23 protein-coding genes are annotated in these 26,566 nt (G+C 42.8%); 10 read left to right on the forward strand and 13 right to left on the reverse strand.

All coding sequences use genetic code 11. From position 1 onward, the window contains the following. Positions 1-79: 79 nt before the first annotated feature. Positions 80-1,348: a DUF2851 family protein gene (locus WS34_RS00240; protein ID WP_013611075.1), complete on the forward strand. Its 1,269-nt coding sequence runs from the start codon at positions 80-82 to the stop codon at positions 1,346-1,348. A gap of 12 nt (positions 1,349-1,360) precedes the next feature. Here the strand turns inward: WS34_RS00240 and WS34_RS00245 are convergent, their stop codons facing one another. Next, complete coding sequence (locus WS34_RS00245) at positions 1,361-1,735, reverse strand: hypothetical protein (protein ID WP_013611074.1); 375 nt, start codon at positions 1,733-1,735, stop codon at positions 1,361-1,363. A 12-nt stretch (positions 1,736-1,747) separates the two neighbouring features. Continuing rightward, positions 1,748-2,398, reverse strand: coding sequence for a hypothetical protein (locus WS34_RS00250; protein WP_013611073.1), 651 nt, complete (start codon positions 2,396-2,398; stop codon positions 1,748-1,750). A gap of 133 nt (positions 2,399-2,531) precedes the next feature. Here WS34_RS00250 and WS34_RS00255 point away from each other — a divergent pair, with 133 nt between their 5' ends. Continuing rightward, positions 2,532-3,707, forward strand: coding sequence for a carboxypeptidase-like regulatory domain-containing protein (locus WS34_RS00255; protein ID WP_041557173.1), 1,176 nt, complete (start codon positions 2,532-2,534; stop codon positions 3,705-3,707). Positions 3,708-3,987: 280 nt separating this feature from the next. Here WS34_RS00255 and WS34_RS00260 read toward each other — a convergent pair whose 3' ends face one another. The 4 genes from WS34_RS00260 to WS34_RS00275 all read right to left on the reverse strand — a co-directional run bounded on the left by WS34_RS00260 (position 3,988) and on the right by WS34_RS00275 (position 8,756). Then, the gene (locus tag WS34_RS00260; RefSeq protein WP_013611071.1) at positions 3,988-5,481 is read right to left on the reverse strand and encodes an OstA-like protein; all 1,494 of its coding nucleotides are present in this window, start codon (positions 5,479-5,481) and stop codon (positions 3,988-3,990) included. 14 nt (positions 5,482-5,495) lie between these two features. Next, positions 5,496-6,455, reverse strand: coding sequence for an AAA family ATPase (locus WS34_RS00265; protein ID WP_046402446.1), 960 nt, complete (start codon positions 6,453-6,455; stop codon positions 5,496-5,498). Positions 6,456-6,496: 41 nt separating this feature from the next. Further along, entirely contained in the window at positions 6,497-7,834 is a 1,338-nt protein-coding gene (locus WS34_RS00270; protein WP_013611069.1) for a peptidylprolyl isomerase, read from the reverse strand. Between the two features lie 85 nt (positions 7,835-7,919). Continuing rightward, positions 7,920-8,756, reverse strand: coding sequence for a peptidylprolyl isomerase (locus WS34_RS00275; protein ID WP_022160917.1), 837 nt, complete (start codon positions 8,754-8,756; stop codon positions 7,920-7,922). A gap of 80 nt (positions 8,757-8,836) precedes the next feature. Here WS34_RS00275 and WS34_RS00280 point away from each other — a divergent pair, with 80 nt between their 5' ends. Continuing rightward, positions 8,837-10,738: a RecQ family ATP-dependent DNA helicase gene (locus tag WS34_RS00280; protein ID WP_046402403.1), complete on the forward strand. Its 1,902-nt coding sequence runs from the start codon at positions 8,837-8,839 to the stop codon at positions 10,736-10,738. Here WS34_RS00280 and WS34_RS00285 read toward each other — a convergent pair whose 3' ends face one another. Genes WS34_RS00285 through queC form a run of 3 tightly spaced genes read right to left on the reverse strand, consistent with a single transcriptional unit; the run spans position 10,739 to position 12,752 of the window. Further along, positions 10,739-11,542 (reverse strand): 7-carboxy-7-deazaguanine synthase QueE, encoded by an 804-nt coding sequence (locus tag WS34_RS00285; protein WP_013611066.1) that lies wholly within the window; start codon positions 11,540-11,542, stop codon positions 10,739-10,741. A 2-nt stretch (positions 11,543-11,544) separates the two neighbouring features. Beyond that, positions 11,545-12,087, reverse strand: a complete 543-nt coding sequence (locus WS34_RS00290) for a 6-carboxytetrahydropterin synthase QueD (protein WP_013611065.1) — start codon at positions 12,085-12,087, stop codon at positions 11,545-11,547. Continuing rightward, on the reverse strand, positions 12,081-12,752 hold the full coding sequence (queC, locus tag WS34_RS00295; RefSeq protein ID WP_013611064.1) for a 7-cyano-7-deazaguanine synthase QueC: 672 nt from the start codon (positions 12,750-12,752) through the stop codon (positions 12,081-12,083). The genes WS34_RS00290 and queC overlap by 7 nt, the downstream gene beginning before the upstream one ends. A gap of 92 nt (positions 12,753-12,844) precedes the next feature. On the opposite strand from queC, the gene WS34_RS00300 reads away from it, so the two are divergent. Genes WS34_RS00300 through bioC form a run of 6 tightly spaced genes read left to right on the forward strand, consistent with a single transcriptional unit; the run spans position 12,845 to position 18,030 of the window. Further along, entirely contained in the window at positions 12,845-13,135 is a 291-nt protein-coding gene (locus tag WS34_RS00300) for a hypothetical protein (protein ID WP_140403402.1), read from the forward strand. A gap of 54 nt (positions 13,136-13,189) precedes the next feature. Then, positions 13,190-14,170 carry a biotin synthase BioB gene (gene bioB / locus WS34_RS00305; protein WP_013611062.1) on the forward strand — a complete coding sequence of 327 codons (981 nt, stop codon included), beginning with the start codon at positions 13,190-13,192 and terminating at the stop codon, positions 14,168-14,170. Then, the gene (gene bioA, locus WS34_RS00310) at positions 14,167-15,444 is read left to right on the forward strand and encodes an adenosylmethionine--8-amino-7-oxononanoate transaminase (RefSeq protein WP_022160913.1); all 1,278 of its coding nucleotides are present in this window, start codon (positions 14,167-14,169) and stop codon (positions 15,442-15,444) included. Before bioB ends, bioA begins: the two co-directional genes overlap by 4 nt. 19 nt (positions 15,445-15,463) lie before the next feature. Continuing rightward, positions 15,464-16,627 (forward strand): aminotransferase class I/II-fold pyridoxal phosphate-dependent enzyme, encoded by a 1,164-nt coding sequence (locus WS34_RS00315; RefSeq protein ID WP_046402407.1) that lies wholly within the window; start codon positions 15,464-15,466, stop codon positions 16,625-16,627. Beyond that, positions 16,618-17,271: a DUF452 family protein gene (locus WS34_RS00320; protein ID WP_013611059.1), complete on the forward strand. Its 654-nt coding sequence runs from the start codon at positions 16,618-16,620 to the stop codon at positions 17,269-17,271. Before WS34_RS00315 ends, WS34_RS00320 begins: the two co-directional genes overlap by 10 nt. 6 nt (positions 17,272-17,277) lie before the next feature. Beyond that, positions 17,278-18,030, forward strand: coding sequence for a malonyl-ACP O-methyltransferase BioC (gene bioC, locus WS34_RS00325; protein ID WP_013611058.1), 753 nt, complete (start codon positions 17,278-17,280; stop codon positions 18,028-18,030). A 50-nt stretch (positions 18,031-18,080) separates the two neighbouring features. On the opposite strand, the gene WS34_RS00330 is transcribed toward bioC, so the two are convergent. Continuing rightward, positions 18,081-18,722 carry an NUDIX hydrolase gene (locus WS34_RS00330; protein ID WP_013611057.1) on the reverse strand — a complete coding sequence of 214 codons (642 nt, stop codon included), beginning with the start codon at positions 18,720-18,722 and terminating at the stop codon, positions 18,081-18,083. 474 nt (positions 18,723-19,196) lie between these two features. Between WS34_RS00330 and WS34_RS00335 the strand changes: the two genes are divergently transcribed. Next, a complete protein-coding gene (locus WS34_RS00335) occupies positions 19,197-20,087 on the forward strand; it encodes a hypothetical protein (RefSeq protein WP_146752596.1) in 891 nt (296 codons plus the stop codon). A gap of 183 nt (positions 20,088-20,270) precedes the next feature. On the opposite strand, the gene WS34_RS00340 is transcribed toward WS34_RS00335, so the two are convergent. The 3 genes from WS34_RS00340 to hutI form a co-directional block, all read right to left on the reverse strand. Further along, entirely contained in the window at positions 20,271-22,916 is a 2,646-nt protein-coding gene (locus tag WS34_RS00340; protein ID WP_013611055.1) for a calcium-translocating P-type ATPase, PMCA-type, read from the reverse strand. A gap of 625 nt (positions 22,917-23,541) precedes the next feature. Continuing rightward, positions 23,542-25,242 carry a glutamate formimidoyltransferase gene (gene ftcD / locus WS34_RS00350; protein WP_013611054.1) on the reverse strand — a complete coding sequence of 567 codons (1,701 nt, stop codon included), beginning with the start codon at positions 25,240-25,242 and terminating at the stop codon, positions 23,542-23,544. 43 nt (positions 25,243-25,285) lie between these two features. Then, positions 25,286-26,539, reverse strand: coding sequence for an imidazolonepropionase (gene hutI, locus WS34_RS00355; RefSeq protein WP_013611053.1), 1,254 nt, complete (start codon positions 26,537-26,539; stop codon positions 25,286-25,288). Positions 26,540-26,566 lie beyond the last annotated feature (27 nt).

Below are 26,566 nucleotides of genomic sequence, written 5' to 3' on the forward strand. Positions count from 1 at the left end.
AGCATGGCGATAAGGAGAGCATAAATTTGGATTTTACAATTTTTTAACGTATTATTGTATAGTCCTAAATCATCAGCATATGCGAGAAGAATTTTTACATTATCTCTGGGCGAATGCTTTGTTCAGAAGTAATGAGTTTGTAACCATTTCCGGTCATGCTGTGGAGGTATTGAAAGTCGGGCTGTTGAACCGGGATGCAGGGCCGGATTTTTTCAATGCCAGAATCCGGTTGGATGGAGTAGAGTGGGGCGGTAATGTCGAGGTACATTTGCGTAATAGCGATTGGAACAGGCATGGTCATCAAGTGGACGCAGCTTACGACAACGTGATTCTGTCTGTTGTCCTGGAGGCCGATGTCCGTATTTATAACAGCAAGGGACGCGAAATCGATACGATAGTTCTGGATTATGCCGATCGATTGTATGAGGAGTATCTTTATATGCTGGGCGGACAACTGAAACCCGGCTGCCGGCGGAAAATAGAAAAAATCGACAAGAGTAGCTTTTATCTGATGTTGCCGGCACTGGCTATCGAGCGGTTGATGAGAAAATGCCGGGAAATCGAGGGAATACTTGAATTAACCCGGAATGATTGGGAAGAATGCCTCTTTCGCCTGATCTGTAAGTATTGGACCGGTAATGTCAATGCAGAGCCCTTTTATCAATTGTCGCTTCGCTTGCCTTATCGGATATTACTCAGGTATGCGGATAAACAAACCGTTTTAGAGGCTTTATTGTTGGGATGTGCCGGGCTGTTGGAAGATGGTGCGGAAGATGAATATGTGGCTGTATTGAAAAAGGAATTCCTGTATTACCGGAATAAACACGATTTACAATCCATGCCTTCCGGACAATGGAAGTTTATGCGGATCCGGCCGGATGTTTTTCCGACTGTCCGTTTAGCTTTGCTGGCTTCGTTGATCCGTGATTACAGGACTTTGGCCTCCCGTATTTTAGATGCGACTTCATTGAAGGAACTGATGGGGCTATTCGAAGTAAATGTTTCTGCTTACTGGAACCGGCATTATCGTCCGGGTATTATCGCTCCCGAACGACCTAAAAAATTGGGAGAACAGGTGCGGAAAACACTGGTTATTAATGCAGTGATCCCTTTTGTTTTTTGGTATGGAAAACAAAGAGAGGAAAGAAAATATACCGAAAAAGCGCTGAGATGGCTGGAAGAATGTTCCCCTGAAAACAATTATATCGTGAGGGCCTGGCAAGAATTGGGATTTCGCTTCGATTCAGCTTTACAAACACAGGCCATTATAGAACTAACCCGGGAATATTGCGAGTGCCATCGTTGTCTGCAATGCAAATTAGGGCGGGAAATTTTAAAGATATGCTGATCTGAAATCCTGTCAGGGGATTAACTCGATCGCTTCCTGACGCAGGATTAAGGGGAGATTGATTTCTCTTTTTTCCAGGCTGATCAGCCATTCTTCTACTTCTTCCGGACGAAGGGTGTAAAGAATATCCCTGAATACTTCGATCTGTTCGTCGGTATAGGCTTCCGGAGCAATTTGCCGGTAAACATCCAGTTCTTCATCATCGAAGTAATCTATTTGGGGACTGGCTTTTTTCAATCCTTTTTCACATATCGCATGAGCTCCGCAGCAATCTGCCGGAGGAGCGACAATGGTCTCCGGGTCTTCACTATGGCGGCGTTTATGAATAAAAGTAAACAGGGCGACTAAAATCAGCAGCCCTGTTAATCCCGATAGAATATAGATCATTGTGTAGATCTGTTATTTTAATAGTTCTTTTTTTAATAAGTTCACCTGATTGGTCAGTTTTTTGATTTCTGCGTCGGCGTCGGCTTTTGTTTTTCTGATCCAATTCAGTTTTTTTGTCATTTCCTCGTTGTCTGCTTTCAGTTTTTCAACTTCTCCGTTTTGAGCTTGCAGGTTATTGGTAGCACTTTCCAGCTGTGCTTTGATTTTCTGATTCTCAAATTCCAGATTGGTTTGTACTTCGGTCAGCTGACGACGCAACTGATCCCGTTCATTGCTCACTTTTTGCAGACTGCTTTCCAATGACGATATTTGCTCGCTGGTAGATTGAGTAGTAGTTTTGATCTGATCGGCAACATTACTCAATTCGGATTTCAACTCCACTTGTTTGCTTTCCAAAGAGCGTAATTTGGTATACAGTTGGTCGATCGTTTTATCTTTTACAGCATTATTTTCAGTCAGTTTGTACCGAATGGTATTGAAATCGTCCTTTGCTAGTTGCAATTGATCTTCCAACTGTTTTTTATCGCGCTTCAGATCGAGCAGATTCCGATCGACTTCTCTTTTTGCTCTGGCTAATTCTTCGAATTTCTTCTTAGAGACGCAAGACACGGATAAAGATGAAATAATCATAAATCCACTCAGGTATAAAATCGTTTTTCTCATATGAAGTGACTCTAATTATTTATTGACACATTTTGGTTTTAAGCATTATAATTGCTTACTTTGGGGCAAATATATAAAATAAAATAGAAACGTAACGTAAAATAAGCTTGAATTACTAAATGTACTGATGATTATGGCCAGGAAATTTCTTTTATTATTGCTATTGATATGTGGAGGCTTGTGTATGGGGCAGGCTCAGGAAGATGGAAAAATTGTATTGAAGGGAGTGGTACAGGATGCCCGGACTAACGAACCTATACCTTTTGTCAACATCGGTTTGTTGGGAACGGTAGCAGGGGTTGCTTCGGATGTAGACGGACGATTCGAATTGGTCATCCCGGATCGGTATGCAACCCATGTCCTGCGTCTCTCGGCTATCGGTTATGCTTCAAAGGATATCAAAGTATATGAAATACAAAATAAACCCGACCTCAAAATCCTGTTGCAGCCGAAAACTTATGGGATCGGGGAGGTAGATGTATACGGACAATTGCTGATTTATAAGAAAATGCTGCAAAATGTCGTTTCCAACATCAACAAGAATTATATTTCTAAACCTTATAATTACGAAGGTTACTTTAAATATAGCCGGCAGGTCGACGGACAGGAAAAAGTAAAAGAGGCAACGGTAACGATCTATGATGCTCAGGGATACCATCGGGAAGATGTTGCCTCGGCTTTTAAAGAATTGAATTATAAATTCAATCAGGTCCGTAGAAATTCCGAAGTGACTTCGGTGTGGGACGGCCTGACCTATTTCGATGATATTCTGACAGCAGATATCGTCAGGAATACCCGTAATGTATTGGATATCGTCAATTCCCGTGATTATAAACTGAAAAGTAAAGGTAAGCTGGTCTATGAAGGTGATTCGGTTCAGGTGATCAGTTACCAGGCTACTCATCCTTCTATTTCAACAACCGGTGATCCGGCAGTGCAGACCTATAGCGGAGAGATTTATGTCAATCTGAAAGATCTGGCGGTCTTAAAGAATGTCGTCAACCTGACTTCCCGCGATTTTAATGGATTAGGCCGGAATCTGGTTACGATCAATGAAAAACCGAAAAGCGACGTGAAAATGACAATCACCACAACCTATAAGAAATTGAAATCGGTTTACTTTCTAAGTGGTGTTCAGGTGGAATATTCCTATAAAGAAGAGGGGAAAGAGGTGAAAGGGACGATGGAGTATATCACTACCCGTGTAAACAGGACTTCTCCTACAGTTATTGAAGGCCGGATTTATTACGAGGATATCGAGGCTAACGAAGAATTTTGGAATCGCTATTCGGTCTATTTTGAAGAATAAAATGGAGAGAAAATAAAACGTGCCTTCGTGTTCGGGGGCCCGGTCGCTTCTGTCGGTCGTCTGGCTTTTTCTAAACGACCGACCGGTGGTGTCTGACGGAAACGTAGCGTAAAGTTTTTTGCGCTACGAGGAGTTCCGCCGGTCAGTGAAGGAAAACCTTACCGGACCGGTCTGACGGTACAAAACCCGGAATCGGAATAGAAATAGAAAGAAAAAATAAAATCTACGTTAAAGCCAGACTGATCTTTTTAATCGGAATTTTTTATTCGGATCCACAACTTTATTTGTTAAAGATATCTTCTTTGCTGCGGGGTTGTTTGTCTTGATGCCATTCAAAATCTTTGAGAAAGCGATCTTTCGGATCGACAATGATCAGCGGATTCAAAGTTCCTTCGGGTTTGGTAATAAAAACAATCCGGTTTACCCTTTTTTCTTTTAAATGAATTTTAATAGCGGAACTGATAGTCTTATTCAAACCGATAATTACTCCTTTGTCATCCGGGTAGTATATCGATTCGCCGTTCCCATCGACCTCCACCAGATAAAGTTCATTGTGCCGGATATAACCGGTCATATTCCGTCCTTTGATTTGATTGAACTTGGCCGTATCCAGCTGGTTGACGATAAATGCTTTGTTATTTAAATGGAACAGGTCGACTTCATTGTTCTTGAGGTGCATATCGATCGTTGTCCCCGTTAGCTGATTGCCACTGGCCCAGACAATAGGAGTACCGAAAAGATATACGGTAGAATCCGCTACCGGGAAAATCATTGAATCGCATATTCCTTGCAGATCGGGATTGAAAAATTTCGTGTTGTAATAGGCCTTCAGGACGTTGTTACCTAACGAATCTTTACTACTTGAAAGGGTATCTCCATGGACAAAGAGGGAATCGGTTTTACCAACCAGAATCAATTGAGCACGCTCGGTTACATAAGCATAATCGTTGTTTTTCGTGACCTCGCCATAGTTTCCCTCTACAATCACATTATTTACTGTATCGTACAAATGGATGTTTTGATGCATGATAGCCTTACCGGACAGGCTGTCTACAATTAAAGTATCGGCCCTTCCTAAATATTCGTTGTAGGTAAGGTGATTGTTTTTATATAATTCGGCATGTGAAGTCAGTGAGTTATACCAGCCGTTCTCCGAATAGAGGGTTCGGTTGTCGCCATAGATATTGGTCGGTCCCAATATCGTAATGACTTTTGTTTCCGTTTGATATTTCAAAGTATCCGAATACATCGTATATTCGGGAGTGTATACCTTGACACTATCCTTAAAAAACATTTCATTAATCGGGAGGTAATAGTAGCCGATGTCGCTGATCAGGGTGTTGATACTGTCTTTTATCGTCCCTTTATTGAAGTAATAGCCGACCCGGTTGGCCGCATCGTAATCCAGAAAATCGGTGGTCAGGGTAATTTTCGGGTCTTTCATGATCACGTTATCCCTGACTTTGGCAAATTCCGTATTGCCATTGTATAGCATAAAATCTCCCCACAGATTCAAGGTATCGTTCTGAATCACGTGGACATTACCGAAAGCTTCCACATAATTACTATCTCGATGGTTGTATAATTTATCGCAAAACATCAGCATATTTTTATGCTTCAGCCTGACATTTCCAAGTAAGCTATCGATATTACTCTTCATATTCACGGCATAGGTGTCGGCATGAAGAATATCGATAACATCTTTTTGCTGGGCAAATGAGGGGCATATTGTGCCGGCAAAACATATAGACAATAGGAGGATTTTCAAGTACATTTTATATCGACCGTTTATTTTATAAATTCCCGGATCAGATCTTCGACCCGGATATGTTCAGCCTCTGCTTTATAGTTTTTAAAGATCCGATGCCGCAAAATAGCTTCCGCTACATATTTTACGTCTTCTATATCCGGAGCATATTTCCCTTGTAAAGCTGCATGTGTTTTAGCTCCTGAAATTAAAAATTGAGAAGCTCGCGGTCCGGCGCCCCAGTTGAGGTATTGCTCTGCCAGCGGATGTGCCCCAGAACGTCCGGGACGAGTCCGGGCAACTAGTTTTACGGCATATTCGGTGATATGTTTCGATACCGGCATCAGGCGGATTGCAGATTGGAATTTCAGAATTTCTTCCCCTGTAACGATACGGTTCAATTTTTCCGTTTTCTGTCCGGTAGTGCTTTCTACGATAGCGATTTCTTCTTCCAGAGTCGGATAATCGAGTATCAAACTGAACATGAACCGGTCTAATTGAGCTTCCGGCAGCGGATAGGTTCCTTCCTGTTCTATCGGGTTCTGAGTAGCCAGAACAAAAAAAGGCTGTTCCAATTTCCGGGTTGTACCGGCCGCAGTGATTTCTTGCTCTTGCATCGCCTCCAGTAAAGCACTCTGTGTCTTGGGAGGAGTACGGTTGATCTCGTCAGCCAGGATAATATTGGCAAATAGAGGCCCCTCGATAAATCTGAATTCCTTCTGATTGTCTAAGATTTCAGTACCGATAATATCGGAAGGCATTAAATCCGGCGTAAACTGTATCCGCTTGTATTTTAAGTCTAAGGTTTCGGATATAGCGGTTACCATCAAGGTCTTGGCCAAACCGGGGACACCGATGAGCAGGCAATGTCCGTTACTGAAAATAGCTACCAGTATTTTATCGATGATTTCTTCCTGACCGACAATTTTGCGGGCGATCTCTTTTTTTAATGTTTCATATTTAATCTTCAACTGATCGATCCTTTTTACCAAATCTTTCATGATCATTTGCTTTTAGCACGACTTTCAATCCCTGTTTCTGTTTATTTAATCCATCCGTCGTACCGGAATTTGGTATCTTTAAAACTTTCATCGATATGAATATAGGTATCCGCTTGTTTTTCTTTGATCCATTTTTCCAATTTCTCCATTTGTTTTTCCCGTTTCAGCATCAATTCGAAATTTTGCCAGTCATCATCCAAATTCGCTTTATGACGGGGATAAAATTCTTTAATCTTCACGATCTTGTATTCTTCTTGGCCGTTGGTATGACTGATGAACGGCTGAGAGATTTCGCCGGGTTTCATTTTATTTACTTCTCGAGCCATATCGCCGGGAATATCAGGACGGGCAATGCGGGCTTCCGAAGTCTGGGGATCGGCGAACAACCCACCGTTATTCCGGGTTTTCTTATCGGTAGAGAAATAATAGGCAGCTTCTTCGAAAGTCATTTTCCCATCGGTGATGTATTGCCGGATGGTATCCAGACGATTTAAAGCTTCCTGTTTTTCCGTATCGGAAACCTTCGGTTGAAGGATAATGTGACGGACATTGATTTTTTCTCCCTGACGGTCGATCAGCTGAATAATATGGAAACCGTATTCCGATTCTATGATTTTAGAAATTTTTCCGGGTTTTAAGCTGAAAGCTGCTTCTGCAAAAGCCGGATCCAGTTCTTTCTTGGATTTATAACCCAGTTCTCCGCCACGGGGAGCAGAAGCATCTTCTGAATACAATACGGCTAAAGTATTGAACGTCTTTTCCCCTTTCAGGATCTGGTCCCGGAAAGAGCGCAATTGTTCCCGTATCCGTTCTTTCTCGGCTTCACTGACATCCGGTTTTAAAACGATCTGTTGTAATTCGTAACGGTCGGGCATATCCGGAAGGCTGTCTTTGGGGATCTTTTTGAAATAACTTCTTACTTCCGAAGGAGTAATACGTATTTTTTCAACGATCTTTTGCTGCATTTGTTCTGTAATCAATTGCTCCTTAAGCGGATTTCTCATGTCGTCTTTGATTTCCTGGATGGATTTACCGAAATATTTCTCCAGACGTTCCTGAGAACCGATATTACTGATAAAAAATTCGATCTGACTGGAAACGGCATTTTCAACTTCTTCGTCCGATACGATGATACTATCTATTTGAGCTTGGGCCATAAGTAGTTTCTGTACCAATTGTTGTTCCAGAATTTCTGCTTTATAATCAGGTGACGAGGAGATGATCCCCTGGCCCTGTTGTTGTAAAAAGGCATTTTCAATATCGGATTGCAAAATTATTTCATCTCCTACAATAGCGACTATTTTATCTATAACATTTTTTTGTGCAAAAATAAAGCTGAAAGAGAAAGATAAAACAAGTAATAATAAAACCTTTTTCATGTGTATTAATTTGTTATTATATAGTCAAAATTTGAGACCTCTAAACTACTATTTTTATTCAAAACAGCGAAGAACAGTAGAAAGTTTAGTAAATTTTTACATACTTTTTACGAACTCCTTCTTCATTGATCTGTTTTTCTAGGTCGTTTTCGAATTGAAGTTTCTTTTTATTTTTCAGAATAAGGGTAATTTCATCTCTGACATAATCTAAGGGAGCTAACGTTTGTTCATGACGCATCTCCTTGATTTTTAGAAAATAGTAGTTGTCGTCATCTTCTTTTTCGATGTTTTTAACCACCAGAATTTCTTTTTCTAATGTGTTGAAATCTCCGGGAATCAGATTTAATATATATTTTACTTCAATCCATTTATTGTTGAATTTATCGTATTTTTTAGCATGGGTCAGGCAATAATCTTCCAGACTTTCCTGATCGTTTGCTTTATCCGATTTGAACCATTTCTTCACTTCTTTTAAATTAGGTGCATTTTTAGGAAGAATAAAGAATACCGCTTTAATGATCGGAGTGGGCAGAATAAAGTTTTTTTCGTTTTTATTATAATAGGTTTCGATGTCTTCTTCGCTGATCTCGTCCATAAGGCGTTGGGCGATCAGTTTTTGTTTGTATTGGTAAATCAACAAAGAAGTGCGGTAATCTTCAACCTGTTTTTGTATATTCATTTCTTCGTTGGATAGGTTCTCGATCGCTTTATGTAAAAGTAATTTTTGCGTCACCCAATTGCGGATATAGTTCTGAGCCATGAGCAGACTATCTTCACTGGAGGTGCCGTTCGGAATAAAATCGATGATCTCGGAGCGGGATAAGGTACTCTCGAACACTTGTGCCACAGGTGGCTCCTGCGTTCTTTGGGGCTCACAGGAACAAATGATCAGGACCAGCATAAACAATAGGGTGAATCTCATTTTTAGCTTCTTGTTTTAAGACACGGGCGAAAGTAGTAAATAATTTTCAATTTTCCCTATCTTTGTCCGAAAGAAGAGAGATGCATAACAGGATTCACGAAATATTGAAACAATACTGGGGATACGATGAATTCCGTAGTCTGCAGGAGGAGATTATTCTCTCGGTATTGGAGGGGAAGGATACGCTGGCTTTGATGCCGACCGGTGGAGGAAAGTCGATTACCTACCAGGTACCTGCCTTGGTGTTGGAGGGGATATGCCTGGTGGTGACGCCCTTGATCGCTTTAATGAAAGATCAGGTTGAAGAATTGCAAAAGCGGGGAATTGTGGCGGAGGCGATTTATACCGGTATGGGGAAAGAACAGATAGAATCGACCCTGAATAAAGCGATTGCCGGAAAAATCAAATTCCTGTATGTTTCTCCCGAACGATTAGCTTCGGAACAGTTTCGCGCACGTCTGAAACAAATGCATTTGTCCATGCTGGCAGTCGACGAAGCCCATTGTATTTCGCAATGGGGCTATGATTTCCGGCCTTCATATCTGCGGATCGCTGAAATTCGGGAGAATTTCCGGCAGATTCCGGTATTGGCATTGACAGCTACCGCTACCCCCCAGGTGGCCGAAGATATCCAGCAACAGTTAAAATTTGAGATGCCCCATGTTTTATCGAAAAGTTTCCGGAGGGATAATATCGCTTATGTAGTCCGGAAAGCGAACGATAAGTTGGGAGAATTATTGCATATTTTATCCAGTCTGAAAGCCAGCGCAATCGTGTATGTGCGCAAAAGAGCGGGAGCGGAAGAGTTGGCCCGTTTTTTGAAAGCGAAGGGAATAGAAGCTGATTTTTATCATGCCGGACTGACTTCTTTTCAAAGAGAACAAAAACAGGAGGCGTGGAAAAAAGGTGAAGTCCCGGTGATTGTCGCAACGAATGCTTTCGGTATGGGAATCGACAAACCGGATGTTCGGATTGTCGTTCATTTCGATATTCCGGATAGTCCCGAGGCCTATTTCCAGGAAGCCGGGAGAGCAGGACGGGACGGTAAGAAGGCTTATGCGGTATTGTTATACAACGAAGCTGCTTTGACAGCCCTGAAAAAAAGAGTCACTCAGGGATTTCCCGATAAAAATTATATCCGTCAGGTGTATCGCCTGTTGGGGGATTTTTTCGGATTGGAGGAAGGGTTAGGGCATGGACTGGCTTTTGAGTTCGATCCTGAACATTTTGTGAAGACTTATAAGCTGGAGCTGACCACTACCTTGTCGGCGATAAAAGTATTGCAGGTAGCCGGTTATTTGGAATGTACCACCGAAGTACATGCCCGTTCGCGTATCAGTTTCCTGGTTTTGAGAGATCAATTGTATAAAATAGAGTTGGGGGACCTTTTATTGGAACGATTGGTGGAATATATACTTCGGAATTATCCGGGGATTTTTGTGCAATATGCTTATATCGATGAAGAAATACTGGCCGGGAAGTTAGGGGTGAAAAGACAACAGGTCTATGAAAGTCTGTTGTTATTAGCCCGTCGCAGGATCATCGGTTATATTCCCGGTAATGACCGGCCTTATATCGTTTATCACCAGCCCCGGGTTCCGGCTCATTACCTGCATATCGGTCCCGAGGCCTATGAGGACAGGAAACAAGCTTATGCTGTAAAAGTCGGGCATATGGCCGGATACATCGAATTAACCGATTCCTGTCGTCAATTGTATTTGATGGCTTATTTCGGACAACGGGAAAAAGAGGTTTGCGGTATTTGTGACCTTTGTCTCGAACAGAAGAAACGACCGGGAAATACCAACCGGAAAACCGAGGAGAAGATCCTTGAGCTGCTGAAACAAAAAGATTATGAGATCAGGGAACTGATCTATGAATCGGCGGGTTCCCGACAGCAAGCGACGGCTTGTATCCGCAAACTTTTGGATGCAGGTGAAATTTATTATAAAACTCCGACATTACTGGCTTTACGTCATTAATCATACTCCTGCCTTATCCCCGAATAACGAGATATGCAATCTGTCACAATATCGCCAACCGTTCCGAATGCAATACTCTAAAGTTTTTCGCATATTTCTTCGCATGATTTCCGGCGTCCCTCCTAAAGGCATTAACAGGATGTCGTCATTTTTCCAAGCTTGAAGAACAGATAAAAGTTGCTGGATTTCGTCTATATCTTCATCGCAAGCATATACGAATTTCAATTGGAAATCTTTCTGGTATTGCCGGGCAGAGGATATATATTGCTGTATGCATTCCGGATTCAACCGTTGAATGGAAAGCGGACTCGCTCCGGTATAGGAACTGCTTAGCTTGGGAGATAAACTGAATAAATCGATGTATCGGGCCAATTCAGGATCGAATAAGGTGGCATTGGTTTCTAAAGTCAAATGGAATCGATAGTCGGACTTTAACTTTTGACATAAGGCTTTTAATTCCTTTACCTGAAGTAAAGGTTCACCACCGGTAAGGACGATGTGCCGGATGGGACCGGCATTTTGCAAGAGGGTTGTATAAATGGCTTCCACAGATACTTGCCGGGTATCTTTTAATTGATATGCAGCATAAGCAGAGTCACAAGGTGACGACAGACCGTCGGAGGTTTGCCAGTGACATTGCAGATTACATCCGGCCAATCTGACAAATAGAGAAGGGATACCGCACAATTTTCCTTCTCCCTGAACGGTACCTGCAAACTGAAAACCGGATGCCGGCAAATCCGGGAGCAAATGTCCGTCTTTATCTTTAACGATCGGAAAGATTCCGTCTTTGGCTAATCGCATATTTACGCCTCTAACAGTTTATCCCACCAGTCGGTAGATTTCCACTCTGCAACGATCCCTTCGGAGAAATGGATGTCTTTCAGTTGGAATCTGGCCAGTTTTAAATCTTCCTGAAAAGCTTCGGCATAACCTGTAGCCGTTTCATGTACCCGGACAGCATGAAGCTGAATATTTCCTTCCCCGTTGACACGTTCCGTATGCCGGAGGATTTTGTCGATGACATAGGTAAACAGTAAGGCATAACCTTCGGCAGAAGGAGAGACCGGGATTTCTGCAACTCTCCGGTTATAACGGTATACGAATGTTTTTAAATCGGGCGATTCATTTTGCCACAGGGAGTAAGAGTGATCGAAACTTTCGATAAATTCTTTCACTTTATCCAAACGGCAGAAATCCATAACCATATAACCGTCGTCGAGTTTGTCCGAGGTGATAAAAACTTCGACGATATAGGAATGTCCGTGAATATTTTCCCGGCACCGTTGAGAGGAACAATTACGGACAATATGCGCCCCTTCGAATTTGAATTGTTTTCTAATCAGCATACTAAAGGATCTATTTCGTTTGCTTCGGCAAAAGCCTTGGCTCTCAATAAACAACTGTCACAAACGCCACACGGATGTTCACCTCCCCGGTAACAGGTCCAGGTCAGTCCGAAATCGACCCCCAGACTGACGCCTAATTTGACCTCTTCGGCTTTGGTTAGATGCATGAAAGGAGCGTGGATGGTAATTCTCTGTTTCTTTTCGGCTCCCAATACGGTTCCCAGGTTGATCGCGTTTTCCATCGCTTTTATAAATTCTTCCCGGCAATCGACATAACCGGAATAGTCGACTTCACTCACTCCGATAAAGATGTCCGTGATATCTAATGCATCGGCCCACGAAGCGGCTACCGACAGAAATACCATATTCCGGGCAGGTACGTAAGTGGAAGGAATATCCTGGCGTTCGATATGGCCGTCTTCTACCTCCATGTCCGGATCGGTAAGTGCGCATCCGCTCCATTGGTTCAAAAGTAAATTAACTATTTTATGTTCTTTTACGCCGGCTGCTTTTGCAATGGCTATAGCACTTTTTAATTCTTTGTCGTGCTTCTGACCGTATTCGAAAGTGATGGCATAAATCTCATCGAATCCCTGGCTTTGGGCCAGATAAAGAGCTGTTGAAGAATCCAGCCCGCCGGATAATAAAACAATGGCCTTTTTCATAACTATTTATTCTTATTTTCGGGTGCGAAGTTACAATTATTACCCATAAATTGGGTGTGGTATCCCGAATTTTGATTACCTTGCGGCCGAATATGAAAATAAATACCTGTATACCGGAAGCCGTACTTTACTTTTCCCAGTGGAGCGGGAAAGGATATGCTGTTTTTGCTGCTTTGGGCCGGCAAGTACAGATTGCAGGATTAGCTTTGCATATTTGTTTGTGTGCTATGCTCAAATCTGCCCGGAAAGGCTTAATTGTAAGTGGGGTTTTAGCTTGGGAAGAAAATGAGGGAGAAATAGCGGAACAATTGAAACGGGAAATGGAAGGGGTCTGTTTACATGAGGGAGAAGTATGCCCCGGTCTGAAAGTGATGTTAAAGTAAATAAGGAAAGGGTGTGCTGTAAGCATGCCCTTTTTATTTTGAATAAAGAGAAGTATGATTACACAATTAAAAGAAAAAGTGTTGAACGGTGGACAGATCACCCGCGAAGAGGCGATTTTATTGAGTAATGCGGTGGATAAGCAAGCTTTATACCGGGCCGCAGGCGAAATCAGAGATAAACGGGTGGGCCGTCGGTTCGATACTTGCTCGATTATAAATGCCCGTTCCGGAAGATGTTCGGAGAATTGTAAATGGTGTGCCCAATCGGCTTTGTTTAAAACGAATATAGAAGAGTACGAACTGGTAGATGAGAAGACTTGTCTCGATTTAGCCCGTTCGAATGCCGATTATGGAGTGGATAAATTTTCGTTTGTGACCAGCGGTAGGGCCTTGTCCGATAAAAATATAGACCGGATCTGTACTTTTGCCGTTAAAATCAAATCCCAGTCGGACCTTCAATTGTGTGCTTCCATGGGATTACTGAAAAAGGCGCAGTTACAAAAATTGATGGATGCCGGTATTACACGTTATCATTGTAATCTGGAATCTTCGGCCGATTACTTCGGTACCTTATGTACCTCGCATACCCCTGCCGATAAAATAGAGACTATCCGTGCAGCTCAGGAAATCGGTATGGAAGTGTGCTCCGGAGGAATTATCGGAATGGGAGAGAGTATGGAGGATCGGATCGATCTGGCTTTGATGTTAAGGGAATTGGGAATAAAATCTATTCCGATAAATATTCTGAATCCGATCCCCGGTACTCCTCTCGAAGGTACAGCTCGGTTGGAAGATGAAGAGATCCTGACTACCATTGCGCTCTTTCGTTTTATTCAGCCCGATGCCTACCTGCGTTTTGCCGGAGGGAGAATGCTGATATCCCATTTAGAGACAGAGGCGATCCAGGCCGGGATAAATGCTGCGATAGTAGGTGATTTATTGACCACTTTGGGATCGAAAGTAAAAGAAGATATGGAAAAGGTGAAGGCGCTGGGTTTCGAAACAGAAGGAAAATCTAAAAATCTAAAAATATGAATACAGCAGAATTACTTCAATACGACAGGGAGCACATCTGGCATCCCTATACTTCGACGATAGATCCGCTGCCGGTATATCCTGTAAAGAGGGCGGAAGGGGTATATATCGAACTCGAAGACGGACGCAGATTGATCGACGGTATGTCTTCCTGGTGGTGTGAAGTACACGGTTATAATCATCCGGTATTGAATGCCGCCCTTGAAAAACAAATGAAAGAAATGTCCCATGTGATGTTCGGGGGATTTACCCATCGGCCTGCCGTTGAACTGGCAGAACGGCTTCTTTCTATTGCTCCCGGGGGATTGGATAAAATTTTCTTTTGTGATTCGGGATCGGTATCTGTAGAGGTGGCTATGAAGATGGCTTTACAATACTGGTATGCAGCTGAACGCACAGAAAAAAGACATTTTCTGACTATCACCAAAGGATATCACGGCGATACCTGGAATGCCATGTCTGTATGTGATCCGGTAACGGGTATGCACGGTATTTTTCATGGTACCCTCCCTATACAGTATTTTATTCATCGTCCGGAATGTCGTTTCGGAGCTCCTTGCCGGGAGGAAGATATCCGGGAACTGAAAGACTGCCTGGAAGAACATCATGCCGGTATAGCTGCTGTTATTCTTGAACCTATTGTTCAGGGAGCAGGTGGAATGTGGTTTTATTCAGCAGATTACCTGAAACAGGTCAGGGAATTGTGTGATCGGTACGAAGTGTTGTTGATCTGTGATGAAATAGCAACAGGATTCGGACGTACCGGGAAGTTATGGGCGGTTGAACATGCGGGGATTTCTCCGGATATTATGTGTATCGGAAAAGCGATTACCGGAGGTTACATGAGCTTTGCCGCAACGATGGCTACCGAACGGGTAGCGACTCGGATCTGCTCCCGGGATCCTTTTGTATTTATGCACGGGCCCACCTTTATGGGAAATCCCCTGGCTTGTGCTGTCGCCAATGCTTCGGTCGGATTGATTCAGGAGTATGATCTGGAAAAGACGGTAGGGGCTATCGAACGCCAATTGAAACAGGAATTGCAGCCTGCTGCATTATTTCCGAATGTGGCGGATGTCCGGGTATTGGGGGCCATCGGGGTAATCGAAATGAAAGAACCGGTGAATATGGCTGTCCTTCAAGCCAAGTTCGTTGAAGAAGGTATATGGGTGAGACCGTTCGGTAAACTGGTATACATTATGCCGCCATTCATCATCCGGCCCGAAGAACTGAGCCGTTTGACTCAAGGTTTATTGAAAGTGATCGCTCAATAATCGGTTAAAAGCATACAAAATGAATAAAGAGCGTTATTATCATAAATTAGAAACCATAAAAGAATCCGGTAATTACCGGATCCTGAGGGAAATCGAACACAACGGTTTTTTGATCCACGACGACGGACGTGAGATGCTGAATCTGTCTTCGAACGATTATCTGGGCTTATCGTCTAATCCACGCCTGATTGAAGAATTCCGTGAAGAGACAGATGTTATGGCTTTACCATACAGTGCTGTATCTTCCAGATTATTATCCGGAAATCATCCTTATTACAAAATGCTCGAGGACGATTTAGCCGATCTTTACGATAAAGAGGCAGCCTTGGTATTCAATTCGGGTTATCATGCCAATATCGGAATTTTGCCTGCTTTAACCAATAAGCGGGATCTGATCGTTGCAGATAAATTGGTGCATGCCAGTATTATCGACGGATTGCGGTTGAGTGAGGCTCAGATGATCAGATACAAACATTTGGATTACGAACATTTGCGAAGTATACTGACCCAGCACCGGGAGGAATATGATAATGTATTCATCGTTACGGAGTCCATTTTTAGTATGGATGGAGATACGTCGGATTTACAACAATTGTGTGAAATAAAGAAGGAATTCGACGCCTTTTTGTATGTAGACGAGGCACATGCCGTAGGAGTAAGGGGGACGAATGGGTTAGGTTGTTGTGAAGAACAAGCTTGTATGGAAGATATCGATTTTATCGTCGGTACTTTTGGAAAAGCTTTTGCTTCGATGGGAGCTTTTGTCGTGTGTGAACAAGTATTTCGCGATTATTTGATCAATACGCAAAGAAGCCTGATTTTTACAACGGCTTTGCCTCCTGTAAATGTGGCGTGGACGCGGTTTATTCTCAACCGGATGCCCGATTTTTACGATCTTCGGATCAAATTGGCCGAAATTGCTTCGAAGTTACGGCAGGTATTGGTCGAAAAAGGATTCGAAACCCGGGGTGACTCTCATATCGTACCTATGGTATGTGGTTCTAATGAGAGTAGTGTAGAAATGTCGGAATTACTTCGGGATAACGGATTTTTTGTTTTGCCGGTGCGGTATCCGACCGTACCCAAAAATGAAGCCCGTATCCGTTTCTCCCTGAATGCTTCTATTCCAACCGAAGATTATGGTTGTTTATTTGAATTTTTGGAGTGTCTGGTATGCGAATAGAGTGGTTGAACAAAAAAGGTTCCGATCGGGTGATCGTTTTCTTCCATGGTTGGGGAATGGATGCTGCCGGTGTATCTCATCTGCAAATAGAAGATGATGTGCTGATGTGTTATGATTACCGTTCGTTAGATTTTGCTTTTCCGGATTTAGGGTATTACCGCTGCATTTATGTGGTCGCCTGGTCGATGGGAGTGTGGGCCGCAGATCGGGTAATCTCCAGGCTTGAAATGAAACCGGAGCGATGTGTCGCATTGAATGGAACTACACGTCCGGTCGACGATGAATATGGAATTCCGGTCAAAATTTATGAGCTTACAGAAAAAGGAATGAATGAGAGAGGACGGGAAAAGTTCTTTCTGAGGATGCTCGATGGGGCTGACGAATGCCGGAAATTCAGCGGACAAAAACCGAATCGTGGAATCGAAGAAGTATGCGAAGAGTTGTGTCGTATACGGGAGTTATGCTCTGGTGTAAAAGGAAAACTGAATTGGGATAAAAGTTACATTTCGGAAAAAGACTCGGTATTTCCTGCACAGAATCAATTGAACTGGTGTAAGAAAGAAGGGATTCCTGCCGTTTCTTTACCCGGCGGACATTATCCGTTTTATCGGTTTCGGAGTTGGAGAGAAATTTTAGAAAAATAGCAAAGTATGATCGATAAGACTGAAATAGAATGCCGTTTCCGACGGAGCGTCGATAGCTATGAAGATAATGCAACCGTTCAGAAATGGATTGTACAGCGCCTGGTAGAATTATTACAGGAATATGTACCTTATTCTTCCCGGACCTTGGAAATCGGGTGTGGCACCGGACTCTTATCCGAAAAAATCAACCGGCTTTGGGAGGATCAGCAATTTTGGGTGAATGATTTGGTCGAGCAGATGTGCCGGAAAACGATAGACAGATGCCAGTTGCCTGTCTCACACGGGCTGAACGGGGATATCGAACAAATACCTTTGACCGGGAAATTCGATTTGATCGTTTCTGCTTCGACTTTTCAATGGCTGGCTCATCCCCGGGCTACTTTTGCTAAATTAGCAGCTCATCTTAATACAAACGGATGGTTGATTTTCAGTACTTTCGGGAAGAATAATTTTAAAGAATTGAAAGCTGTAACCGGACAAGGACTGGAATATCGTTCTATAGGGGAATTAAGTGCCTGGTTGTCTTCAGAATACGATATATTGTATACCGAAGAGCAGATACATACGCTAAAATTTTCCGATCCCTTGGATATTCTTCGGCATGTAAAGAAAACCGGAGTGAATGCAACCAGTCTACCGACAGCCTGGACCAAAGGACGTCTTCACGAGTTTTGTGAAGACTACAAAATCCGTTTCCTGACAGACGGGTATTGTCCGCTGAGCTATCATCCCCTTTATCTGGTATGCCGGAAAAAATAAATCTGGCATTGCAATTCGGCTACAGCCCCAATTGCAATGCTAAAATAGCCTTACAGCTTTCCTAAATGATTGAAAGTATTGGTTTTCATTAATTGCTCTAATTCTGCAATAATCATTGCAGTGGCTCCCCAAATAAAATTTTCTCCGATCTTATATCCCGGTGCAATAATTTTATGATCGTGTCGTACAAAAGAGTGTGTGGTTTTATTCCGGTCATCGAAAAGATCCCTTAATTTTACTAAAATGACTTTTTCCACTTCATCCTGGGATAAGATAAAATCAGGTAATTGTAATGTTGTCCCGACAATCGGAGTAATATTGAAATTGCTCAAAGGAATATAGATATCGCTCAATACTCCCAGGATAGACACTTTTTCTTCGGGTACTCCTATTTCTTCGTGACATTCCCGTAAAGCTGTCTGTAAAGCATCGGCATCTTCTTTTTCCATCTTTCCACCGGGAAAAGCAATTTGTCCGCCATGATATTTTCCCCGGTTTACCCGTTTGATGAGAGGAAGGGCCAATTCGTTTTCAAAAGGAACGATTAAGGCAAGGATGGCACTATTGACAGGAGGACAGGGATGTACGCCTTCGATTCCTTCGATATACTTCGGGCGAGGAGCCATGAGAGCATGTGCTTTTTCTCCGGGAAGGACATTATATAAAGCAGTTCTGATTTTTCTGGTTTTCATATTTCTATTACTGATTTGACAAAGATAAGAAATAAAGATATAAGATAAGAAACATGTGTTTTAAATTGGACAAACTATCCGAAAATACAAAATTATAAATAAAAATAATGGCGATTTAAATAAAAAAGACTTATCTTTAACCTGTTAAACGATAGCTTGGTGAAATAAATATGAAAATTATTCCAATTTTATATGGATATAATGAAAAATTGTCCTATCTTTGTAATGCCAATATATTTTACAAAGCAGCTTAGGACTGTTGATTAACGTAGCAGGCATTCGGTTGCCTGCTGCTTTAAATATTCGGTTCTTGGCTGATGGGGCAGGTGAAAAACCTGGTAATTTTTTGTAAAATATTATTGGCACCCCATCAGTTCAAGGGCCGATTTTTTATGTGTATATATTCCGGATTTGGATGATATAGAGATTTGACGGGGTAATTGTAAAATTTCTCTAATTAAAAACTTAACGGTTATGAAGACAATTCCAATGGTACCAGCTTGTCAGAACATGGAAGAACTCCACAAGCTAACAGATCTTATTTGTGAGTATATTCATCCTCAGATGGTTATTTTGTTCGGTTATTATGCAGGTATGGACTTTCATAACGCTTTGAAAGGGTATGAAATGCTTGTTATCATGGAGGAAAAACCGACGCTGACGGTTAGGGAGTTGGTCGGATATTTAAAGACTCATTATCCGCTTGATAACCGGAAGGAGAAGAATCTGTCCCTTCATATTTTTACAGCTGAATTTATTCATCATCGCACTTCTTTAAGTTATTTTTTCTATGCAATTAGAAAAGAGGGGATCTTGTTGTATGAGAGTGAAAATTGTATTTTAAAAGAGTCTGTCGCTTATAAACCGACCCGTTCTTATCAGCAAATTGTCGGCCTTTCCGATCAGTGTCTGGCCTTAGGAAGAGCTTTTCTGCAAGATGCACAGCGACATATCGACGGTGGTATTCCCCGTTTAGCCGCTTATTATCTGTATCAGGCTGTCGTCCAATTTCTTCGGGCCGGAAATATGGTACATTATGGCTTTCTGGCCGAAGGGAGAGAAGATCTGGTGACGACTTACCTGAAAATCAGATACTGTACGAAAGAAATTGCTGCCTTGTGGTATGGAGACGGACAATTGGCCGAATGGACTTTATTCGGACGCTTGCAATCTTTTAGTTATAAAACCCGCTTCAGCTATCCGTATACCGTCAACTCCGATCTGTTGACCCGCTGTCTGACTTTTACCTGCAAAACAGAGAAAGTAATCAAAAAATTTTGTAAGGAAAGGATCAAATTCTTAGAGACCTTATCGAAATCCCGCGAGAATTCCCAGGAAGAGAAAAGTGACTTATCGAAGGAGTGAAGACTTGATCGGGACGATAAGATTTAGTTTATAAATCATTTGAACTGAGGTCCTGGCGGATTGGCGGATTTTCGGTTCTGACTTTCAATCCTGAACCTGGTTCCGCCAATCAGCAAGGCACTCGTCGGTTAACCGAAGGTTAGCCTTATCTTTTTCTAGCTTTGCCAGAAAATGACTTATGACTCATTGTTTCTTCATCAATCTGAGGATTTCACCGATCCACAGTACCAGCGAAGTCAAACCGACAATGATCCCCCAGTCTTTCCAACTTAAAGGAACGGTACGGAATACCTCTCCTCCGAATTGTACAATCAAATACTGCCCGATGGGAATGATAAACATAACGATCAGGAAACCGGTACTGTCCTTTAAATTCTTGAATGCAGAGCCATGAGAAAGAAAAGCTTTCGCATTGAACATATTCCAGAACTGTAGCATCACAAAAGTTGTGAAAAATACAGACAGATCGTGTCGGGACATGACTCCGTCGTTTATGGTAAACCAATACATCAGGCCGAGCAGCAATACCGTAAACGAAAGTCCTATCCCCAGGATGTAATTCCGCATCTTGGGACTGATGATAAAATCTGTCGATTTGCGGGGCATTTCATTCATTACTTTGGGGTTGGGAGGGAGAGAAGCCAGGGCAGCTGCTGCGAATGTATCAATGATCATGTTCACCCATAACATTTGAGTTACAGTCAAGGGTAATTCCCGGCCGAACATTGAACCGATCAGTACAATCAGCAAAGCCGATAAGTTGATCGTCAGCTGAAACAGTATAAAACGTTGGATATTGTGATAAAGCGAACGTCCCCACATTACGGCTGTAGCAATACTGTTGAACGAATCATCCAATAAAGTAATATCACTGGCTTCCTTAGCCACCGAGGTTCCGGAGCCCATGGAAAGTCCCACATCGGCATGATTCAATGCCGGTGCATCGTTTGTACCGTCCCCGGTTACAGCTACGACTGCTCCCGATTGTTTCAGCAGTTCGACCAGACGTTGTTTGTCGGTAGGGCGGGCACGACACATTATTTTGAGTTTCAAAACCCGTTTAGCCGCTTCTTCGTCCGGCAATTTTTCAAAGTCGACTCCGGTGATAATCTGTTCCTCCGAATCTTCGGATTTCCAAATACCGATCTGCCGTCCGATTTCCCGGGCGGTTGCCGGAGTATCTCCGGTGACAATCTTTACATCGATTCCCGCATTCAAACATTTGGCTACTGCAGCGGGGACATCCGGACGTACCGGATCGGAAATCGCCGCAATTCCTAAAAAGATAAAATCTTCCTGAGCGATAGCTTCGATCTCGCCTTCTGAAGCAGAATCTACTAGCTTATAGGCAAATCCCAATGTACGCATCGCCTGATTCTGAAAGTCCAGCAATTCTTTTTCTACAGTAGCATGATATTCTTGTGCAGGAACTAAACCTGCGGGGGTTTCTACCTGTTTACATTTGGCGAATACAATTTCGGGAGCTCCCTTCAGATAGAGAATAAGCTTTCCCTCCAGCACGGAGCGGACCAGGGTTGCCATGTATTTCCGTTCGGTAGAAAAGGTCAATTGTTCCAAAATTTCAGTATTATCCCGGTAATCCATATAATTGATCTTCTGCTGATGCAGCCAAAGTAATAAAGCGGCTTCGGTCGGATTTCCCAAGGTCTTGATCTGATCGTTACCGTATTCCAGATAGGCCGTTGAATTGATGGAAATCCCTTCCTTGATCAATACCTGAAGGCGATTATCCTGTTGCAGTTCTTGGTCCGGCAAACCGTAAAACCGGGTTTGATAAACCTGCATTTGATTTTGAGTCAGGGTTCCTGTCTTATCTGTACAGATAACGGTTGTGGCTCCCATCGTTTCGCAGGCATGCATCTTACGTACCAAATTGTTCGTCTTTAGCATTTTACGCATGCTTAATGCAAGACTTAGTGTAACACTCATCGGTAAGCCTTCCGGGACGGATACAACGATAAGAGTGACTGCAACCATGAAATATTTCAAAATCCTTCCTGCCGTTTCTAAAGTGAAGATCGTATCGGCAGTGAAAATTCCGGCTATAATATCTTTTGTAAGTAATCCGACAAAAGTAACCCCGGCAACTGTAAAACCGATAATACTGATAAACTTGGCCAGGCCTTCCAGTTGTTTGCTGAGCGGAGTTTTATCGTGATTGATCTCTGTAGATTTTTGGGCCACTTTTCCGAATTCTGTAGCGTCACCTACTTTTTCTACTTTGTAGACACAATGCCCGTTGACTATAGTGGTACCCCTCATGATTTTGTTGGAAGGGTAGGTAGCCTCCGGATCGAAATCGGCAGGATCGGTAGTCTTATCGATGACCGGTTCGCCCGTTAGGGTAGATTCGTTCACTTGCAAAGAAATAGCTTCGATCAATTCTCCGTCAGCGGGAATTTCTTCTCCGGTCTCAAGTACGACAATATCGCCGACTACAATTTCACGTTTAGGTATTTCGTGTATGTTTCCATTGCGAAGAACCTTTATGTGTATATCATCATTGACCTGATTCAATAATTCGAATTTTTTATTGGCATCCATTTCGAACCAGAAACCGACTCCGGTAGCCAGAAATATAGCGAAGAAAATACCGATCGTCTCTGCATATTCATTGTGCATGATAGAAATAATCAGCGACAAGACGGCTGCTACCAACAATATACGGATAATCGGATCTTTAAATTTCTCAAGGAAAAGTTTCCACAAAGGAGTATGTGGAGGTGGAGTGATGATATTTTCTCCAAATTGTTTGCGGCTTTGCTGCACTTCTGAATCGTTCAAGCCGGAATAATGTTTTGTTTCCATTTTAGCTGTGTGTAGTATATTTTAATTCTTCCATTCGTAAATAATCTTTTTGATTGCATTGGCTGACTTCAAATTCTATAAACGCATAAAAAAGAACGCAATATGGGAATAGGGCAGAAACGTGTAAAAACTATTTTCCTTTCTCCCGCAGGAGAAAAGCAAGTTGAAAAATGATATTTTTCAGCAACAGAGTGTAATAGATTTTTCCGGTTGCGCGAACTGGATGGACAGATACAATTTTCGTCGTCCTCCCCATACAGGGTATAATCTGCAATAAATTCAGTCTCGATTCCGGGATACTGGCCGGCAAAAGAGATCGGTTCCTGATCGGCTCCTTGCTGGAAAACAGTAAGGATAACGACCAGTATCCCCCCAAAGAAGTACCTTTTCCAATGACAACAGTCACAACGGTTAATTTCTGAAACCCTTGTTATCCCTGAAATCTCTCTAACTATTAAATTCTGCTTTGTCATACGTACGCAAAGATAAAGCAAAACCCCCGATATTTTATCCTGCTATCCGGAAAAATCGATCGAAAGTAAGAAAGTCTGTGATAAAAAAAGCAAATCGTTTAACCGGTGGCCCGGCTAAACGATTTTATATAACATAGCAATAGATCGGGAACTTAGATTTTTGAATTTACAATCTTCAAAATTTCAGCTTCCAGTTCATTGGCTTTTTCCACGATAGCTTCACCTTCGCGTATGATTTGAGCTGCAAATTCCTTATCTTCCAATCCGGCTGCATTGATTTTTACATTCAGAAATGCTCCCATGACTCCGGCGCGTGCTGCCAATGCACCTACGCCGGCATCCGTTACGGAATTCGGGTTACCTATTTCAGCCATAGCTTTGGCTACAGACATACATTCGTAACATTGTTTCATCGTTTTGAACGGTACTTCGGTAGCATAGCGGGTGGCATCCTGAACAGCTTTCTGCCGGGCAGCTTTTTCTTCTTCAGATTTTTTAGGCAAACTGAAAGCATCCATGATCTTATTGAAAGCATTGGTGTCTTCGTCCACCAGTTTGATCAATTCAGTCTGATATACTTTTCCTTTTTCAGCCCAATCGCTAAATTCTTCCCAACGGTCGTCCCATCCCCGTTTGTGTGAGGAGAGGTTGGCGACCATCGAACCGAGAGCGGCACCCAAGGCCCCCATATAGGCAGAGATCGACCCCCCACCGGGAGCCGGAGATTCAGAAGCCGTTTCGTCGGCAAAATCGGTTAAAGTCATGTCTACCAGTTTTTTCTTACCTTTCGAAGCTTCTTCCTCGAGAATATATTCGATGATCTTCTTTTTCGGATCGAAAGGATATAATTCGTCCAATCCCAATGATTTGACGGCTATTTTGATCAGCTCTTTGTCGGATACCCCCGTAGAACGTTGTTGTTTACGCAGGAAATACCGACCGGCGTCCAACATCGCTTTTAACGGAAGTACACCGACAAGTTCGGAACCGGTAACCCGAATGCCCCGGTCGGCAGCCTTACGGCAAACTTCGTCGAAGGCTTCATGCATGGAAGTCACGGAAATATCCGTCAGGTTCATAGAGATCTGAGCTATTCCATATTCTTCTATAAACCAGCCGATCGCTTTTACAGATTTCAGGCTCCCCGGAATCATCACCGGCTTTCCTTTTTCATCCAATACTTTTTTACCGGTGATCGGGTTGCCTTCCCGTTTCACCCTTCCGCGTTCGCGTACATCGAAAGCGATCGAGTTGGCCCGGCGAGTAGAGGTGGTATTCAGGTTAACATTATAAGCGACCAGAAAATTACGGGCACCGACTGCAGTAGCTCCGGTCTTGGCAGTCCAGCTATTCAGTTCACGGGGACCGAAATCCGGATGCCACTGTTCACTGGAAAGACGTTCTCCCAAAGCTTCATATTCTCCGGCCCGACAAGTAGCTAAATTTCTCCGTTCCGGAACAAAAGCAGCACTTTCGTAACAATATACCGGGATATTCAGCTCTTTGCCGATACGCTCGGCTAATTTCCGGGCGTATTCCACGGTTTCTTCCATCGTGATATTGGAAACCGGCACCAATGGACATACATCGGTTGCTCCGAAGCGGGGATGAGCTCCCTTGTGTTTGGTCATATCGATTAATTCGGCGGCTTTCTTGACTGCCCGGAAAGCTGCTTCACAAATCGGTTCGGGTTCTCCAACCATAGTCACCACAGTACGATTGGTCGCCTTACCGGGATCGACATCGATAACACTGATTCCTTCAACGGTTTTCATGGCATCGGTGATCTGATCGATGATATGCATGTCGTTTCCTTCGCTAAAATTAGGCACGCATTCAATTAATTTTTTCATGGTATATAAACTTTAATTTTAAGTATGTTTCAGTCGATTTCAATTAATATTGTTCTCCTTTTAAGAAAATCGCTTCTATTAAATCAGCCGTATAGGCATAGGGTAAGTATTCGATGCCCGAAATAGGAGTCGTTATATAAAAGTTGGCAAGTTTACCGACAGCGATACTCCCTGCTTCTTCTTCAACTCCCATCGCATAGGCCGAATTTAAAGTCGTCGCATTGATCACTTCTTCAGGTAACATTTTGTAATTGATACATCCTAAGGACATAATGAATTTCATATTACCGGAAGGAGAAGAACCCGGATTATAATCGGAAGCCAAAGCTACCGGTAAACCGGCCTGAATCATCTTACGAACGGGAGAATAAGGCATATTCAGGAAAAAAGCGGCTCCGGGCAATACGGTCGGCATAGTTTCGCTTTCCAATAAACAGGCGATTTCTTCTTCTCCCATACATTCCAGGTGGTCGACAGAAATTGCATTGTATTTCACTCCGACTTGCACACCACCCGAGTAGTCGAGTTCATTGGCATGTATCTTCGCACGTAATCCGTATTTCATTCCGGCATTCAGCATCCGGTCGGTATCTTCGACAGTAAAGAAACCTTTGTCACAAAATACGTCGATGTAATCGGCCAATTCTTCGGCAGCGACCATTGGGATCATTTCGTTGATAATAAGATCTACATATTCTGTTTGTCTGCCCTTATATTCCAAAGGTACGGCATGTGCCCCTAAAAAAGTCGATTTAATCAATAGGGGAGTTTCGGCTTTCAAACGGCGGATCACCCTCAACATTTTTAATTCGCTTTCGGTATCCAGCCCATAACCACTTTTTATTTCGACTGCACCTGTACCGAAACCGGCGATTTCCTGAATCCGGTCATAGGCTGCATCGAAAAGCTCTTCTTCAGAAGCTTTACGTATCCTTTCGCATGAATTGAGAATACCGCCTCCGCGTTTGGCTATTTCTTCGTAAGAAAGACCACGGATTTTATCGATATACTCGATTTCACGGCTTCCGGCATAAACCAGATGAGTATGAGAGTCACAATAAGAGGGCATGACCAAACGGCCGGTTGCATCGATTTCCTTGACGATATCCCCGCCGGCATAGACAGCCTCCCGGTCTAAATCTTCCATTTTTCCGAATCCGGCAATTTTATCTTCTTCAACAAGTAAATAAGCATTTTCCAGGATACCTAACCGGGCCATATCTTTACCTGCAACCCATTTGCGGGGAGATAGTTCCGTTTGTACCAGCTGTTTTATGTTCAGAATGAGTGTTTTCATCTTTCGTACTTTTTAATGTTTATAGCC

Source organism: Odoribacter sp. N15.MGS-14 (assembly GCF_000980245.1).
Taxonomy (GTDB): domain Bacteria; phylum Bacteroidota; class Bacteroidia; order Bacteroidales; family Marinifilaceae; genus Odoribacter; species Odoribacter splanchnicus.

Bases quoted from the DNA above. Each gene is read 5' to 3' on its own strand.
- hutI (WP_013611053.1), bottom strand. From the start codon at position 26,539: ATGAAAACACTCATTCTGAACATAAAACAGCTGGTACAAACGGAACTA.
- WS34_RS00255 (WP_041557173.1), top strand. From the start codon at position 2,532: ATGGCCAGGAAATTTCTTTTATTATTGCTATTGATATGTGGAGGCTTG.
- bioA (WP_022160913.1), top strand. From the start codon at position 14,167: ATGAATACAGCAGAATTACTTCAATACGACAGGGAGCACATCTGGCAT.
- WS34_RS00245 (WP_013611074.1), bottom strand. From the start codon at position 1,735: ATGATCTATATTCTATCGGGATTAACAGGGCTGCTGATTTTAGTCGCC.
- WS34_RS00275 (WP_022160917.1), bottom strand. From the start codon at position 8,756: ATGAGATTCACCCTATTGTTTATGCTGGTCCTGATCATTTGTTCCTGT.
- WS34_RS00335 (WP_146752596.1), top strand. From the start codon at position 19,197: ATGAAGACAATTCCAATGGTACCAGCTTGTCAGAACATGGAAGAACTC.
- bioB (WP_013611062.1), top strand. From the start codon at position 13,190: ATGATTACACAATTAAAAGAAAAAGTGTTGAACGGTGGACAGATCACC.
- WS34_RS00315 (WP_046402407.1), top strand. From the start codon at position 15,464: ATGAATAAAGAGCGTTATTATCATAAATTAGAAACCATAAAAGAATCC.
- ftcD (WP_013611054.1), bottom strand. From the start codon at position 25,242: ATGAAAAAATTAATTGAATGCGTGCCTAATTTTAGCGAAGGAAACGAC.
- WS34_RS00240 (WP_013611075.1), top strand. From the start codon at position 80: ATGCGAGAAGAATTTTTACATTATCTCTGGGCGAATGCTTTGTTCAGA.
- WS34_RS00260 (WP_013611071.1), bottom strand. From the start codon at position 5,481: ATGTACTTGAAAATCCTCCTATTGTCTATATGTTTTGCCGGCACAATA.
- WS34_RS00250 (WP_013611073.1), bottom strand. From the start codon at position 2,398: ATGAGAAAAACGATTTTATACCTGAGTGGATTTATGATTATTTCATCT.
- WS34_RS00330 (WP_013611057.1), bottom strand. From the start codon at position 18,722: ATGAAAACCAGAAAAATCAGAACTGCTTTATATAATGTCCTTCCCGGA.
- WS34_RS00290 (WP_013611065.1), bottom strand. From the start codon at position 12,087: ATGCTGATTAGAAAACAATTCAAATTCGAAGGGGCGCATATTGTCCGT.
- WS34_RS00340 (WP_013611055.1), bottom strand. From the start codon at position 22,916: ATGGAAACAAAACATTATTCCGGCTTGAACGATTCAGAAGTGCAGCAA.
- WS34_RS00285 (WP_013611066.1), bottom strand. From the start codon at position 11,542: ATGCGATTAGCCAAAGACGGAATCTTTCCGATCGTTAAAGATAAAGAC.
- WS34_RS00300 (WP_140403402.1), top strand. From the start codon at position 12,845: ATGAAAATAAATACCTGTATACCGGAAGCCGTACTTTACTTTTCCCAG.
- WS34_RS00320 (WP_013611059.1), top strand. From the start codon at position 16,618: ATGCGAATAGAGTGGTTGAACAAAAAAGGTTCCGATCGGGTGATCGTT.
- WS34_RS00265 (WP_046402446.1), bottom strand. From the start codon at position 6,455: ATGAAAGATTTGGTAAAAAGGATCGATCAGTTGAAGATTAAATATGAA.
- bioC (WP_013611058.1), top strand. From the start codon at position 17,278: ATGATCGATAAGACTGAAATAGAATGCCGTTTCCGACGGAGCGTCGAT.
- WS34_RS00280 (WP_046402403.1), top strand. From the start codon at position 8,837: ATGCATAACAGGATTCACGAAATATTGAAACAATACTGGGGATACGAT.
- queC (WP_013611064.1), bottom strand. From the start codon at position 12,752: ATGAAAAAGGCCATTGTTTTATTATCCGGCGGGCTGGATTCTTCAACA.
- WS34_RS00270 (WP_013611069.1), bottom strand. From the start codon at position 7,834: ATGAAAAAGGTTTTATTATTACTTGTTTTATCTTTCTCTTTCAGCTTT.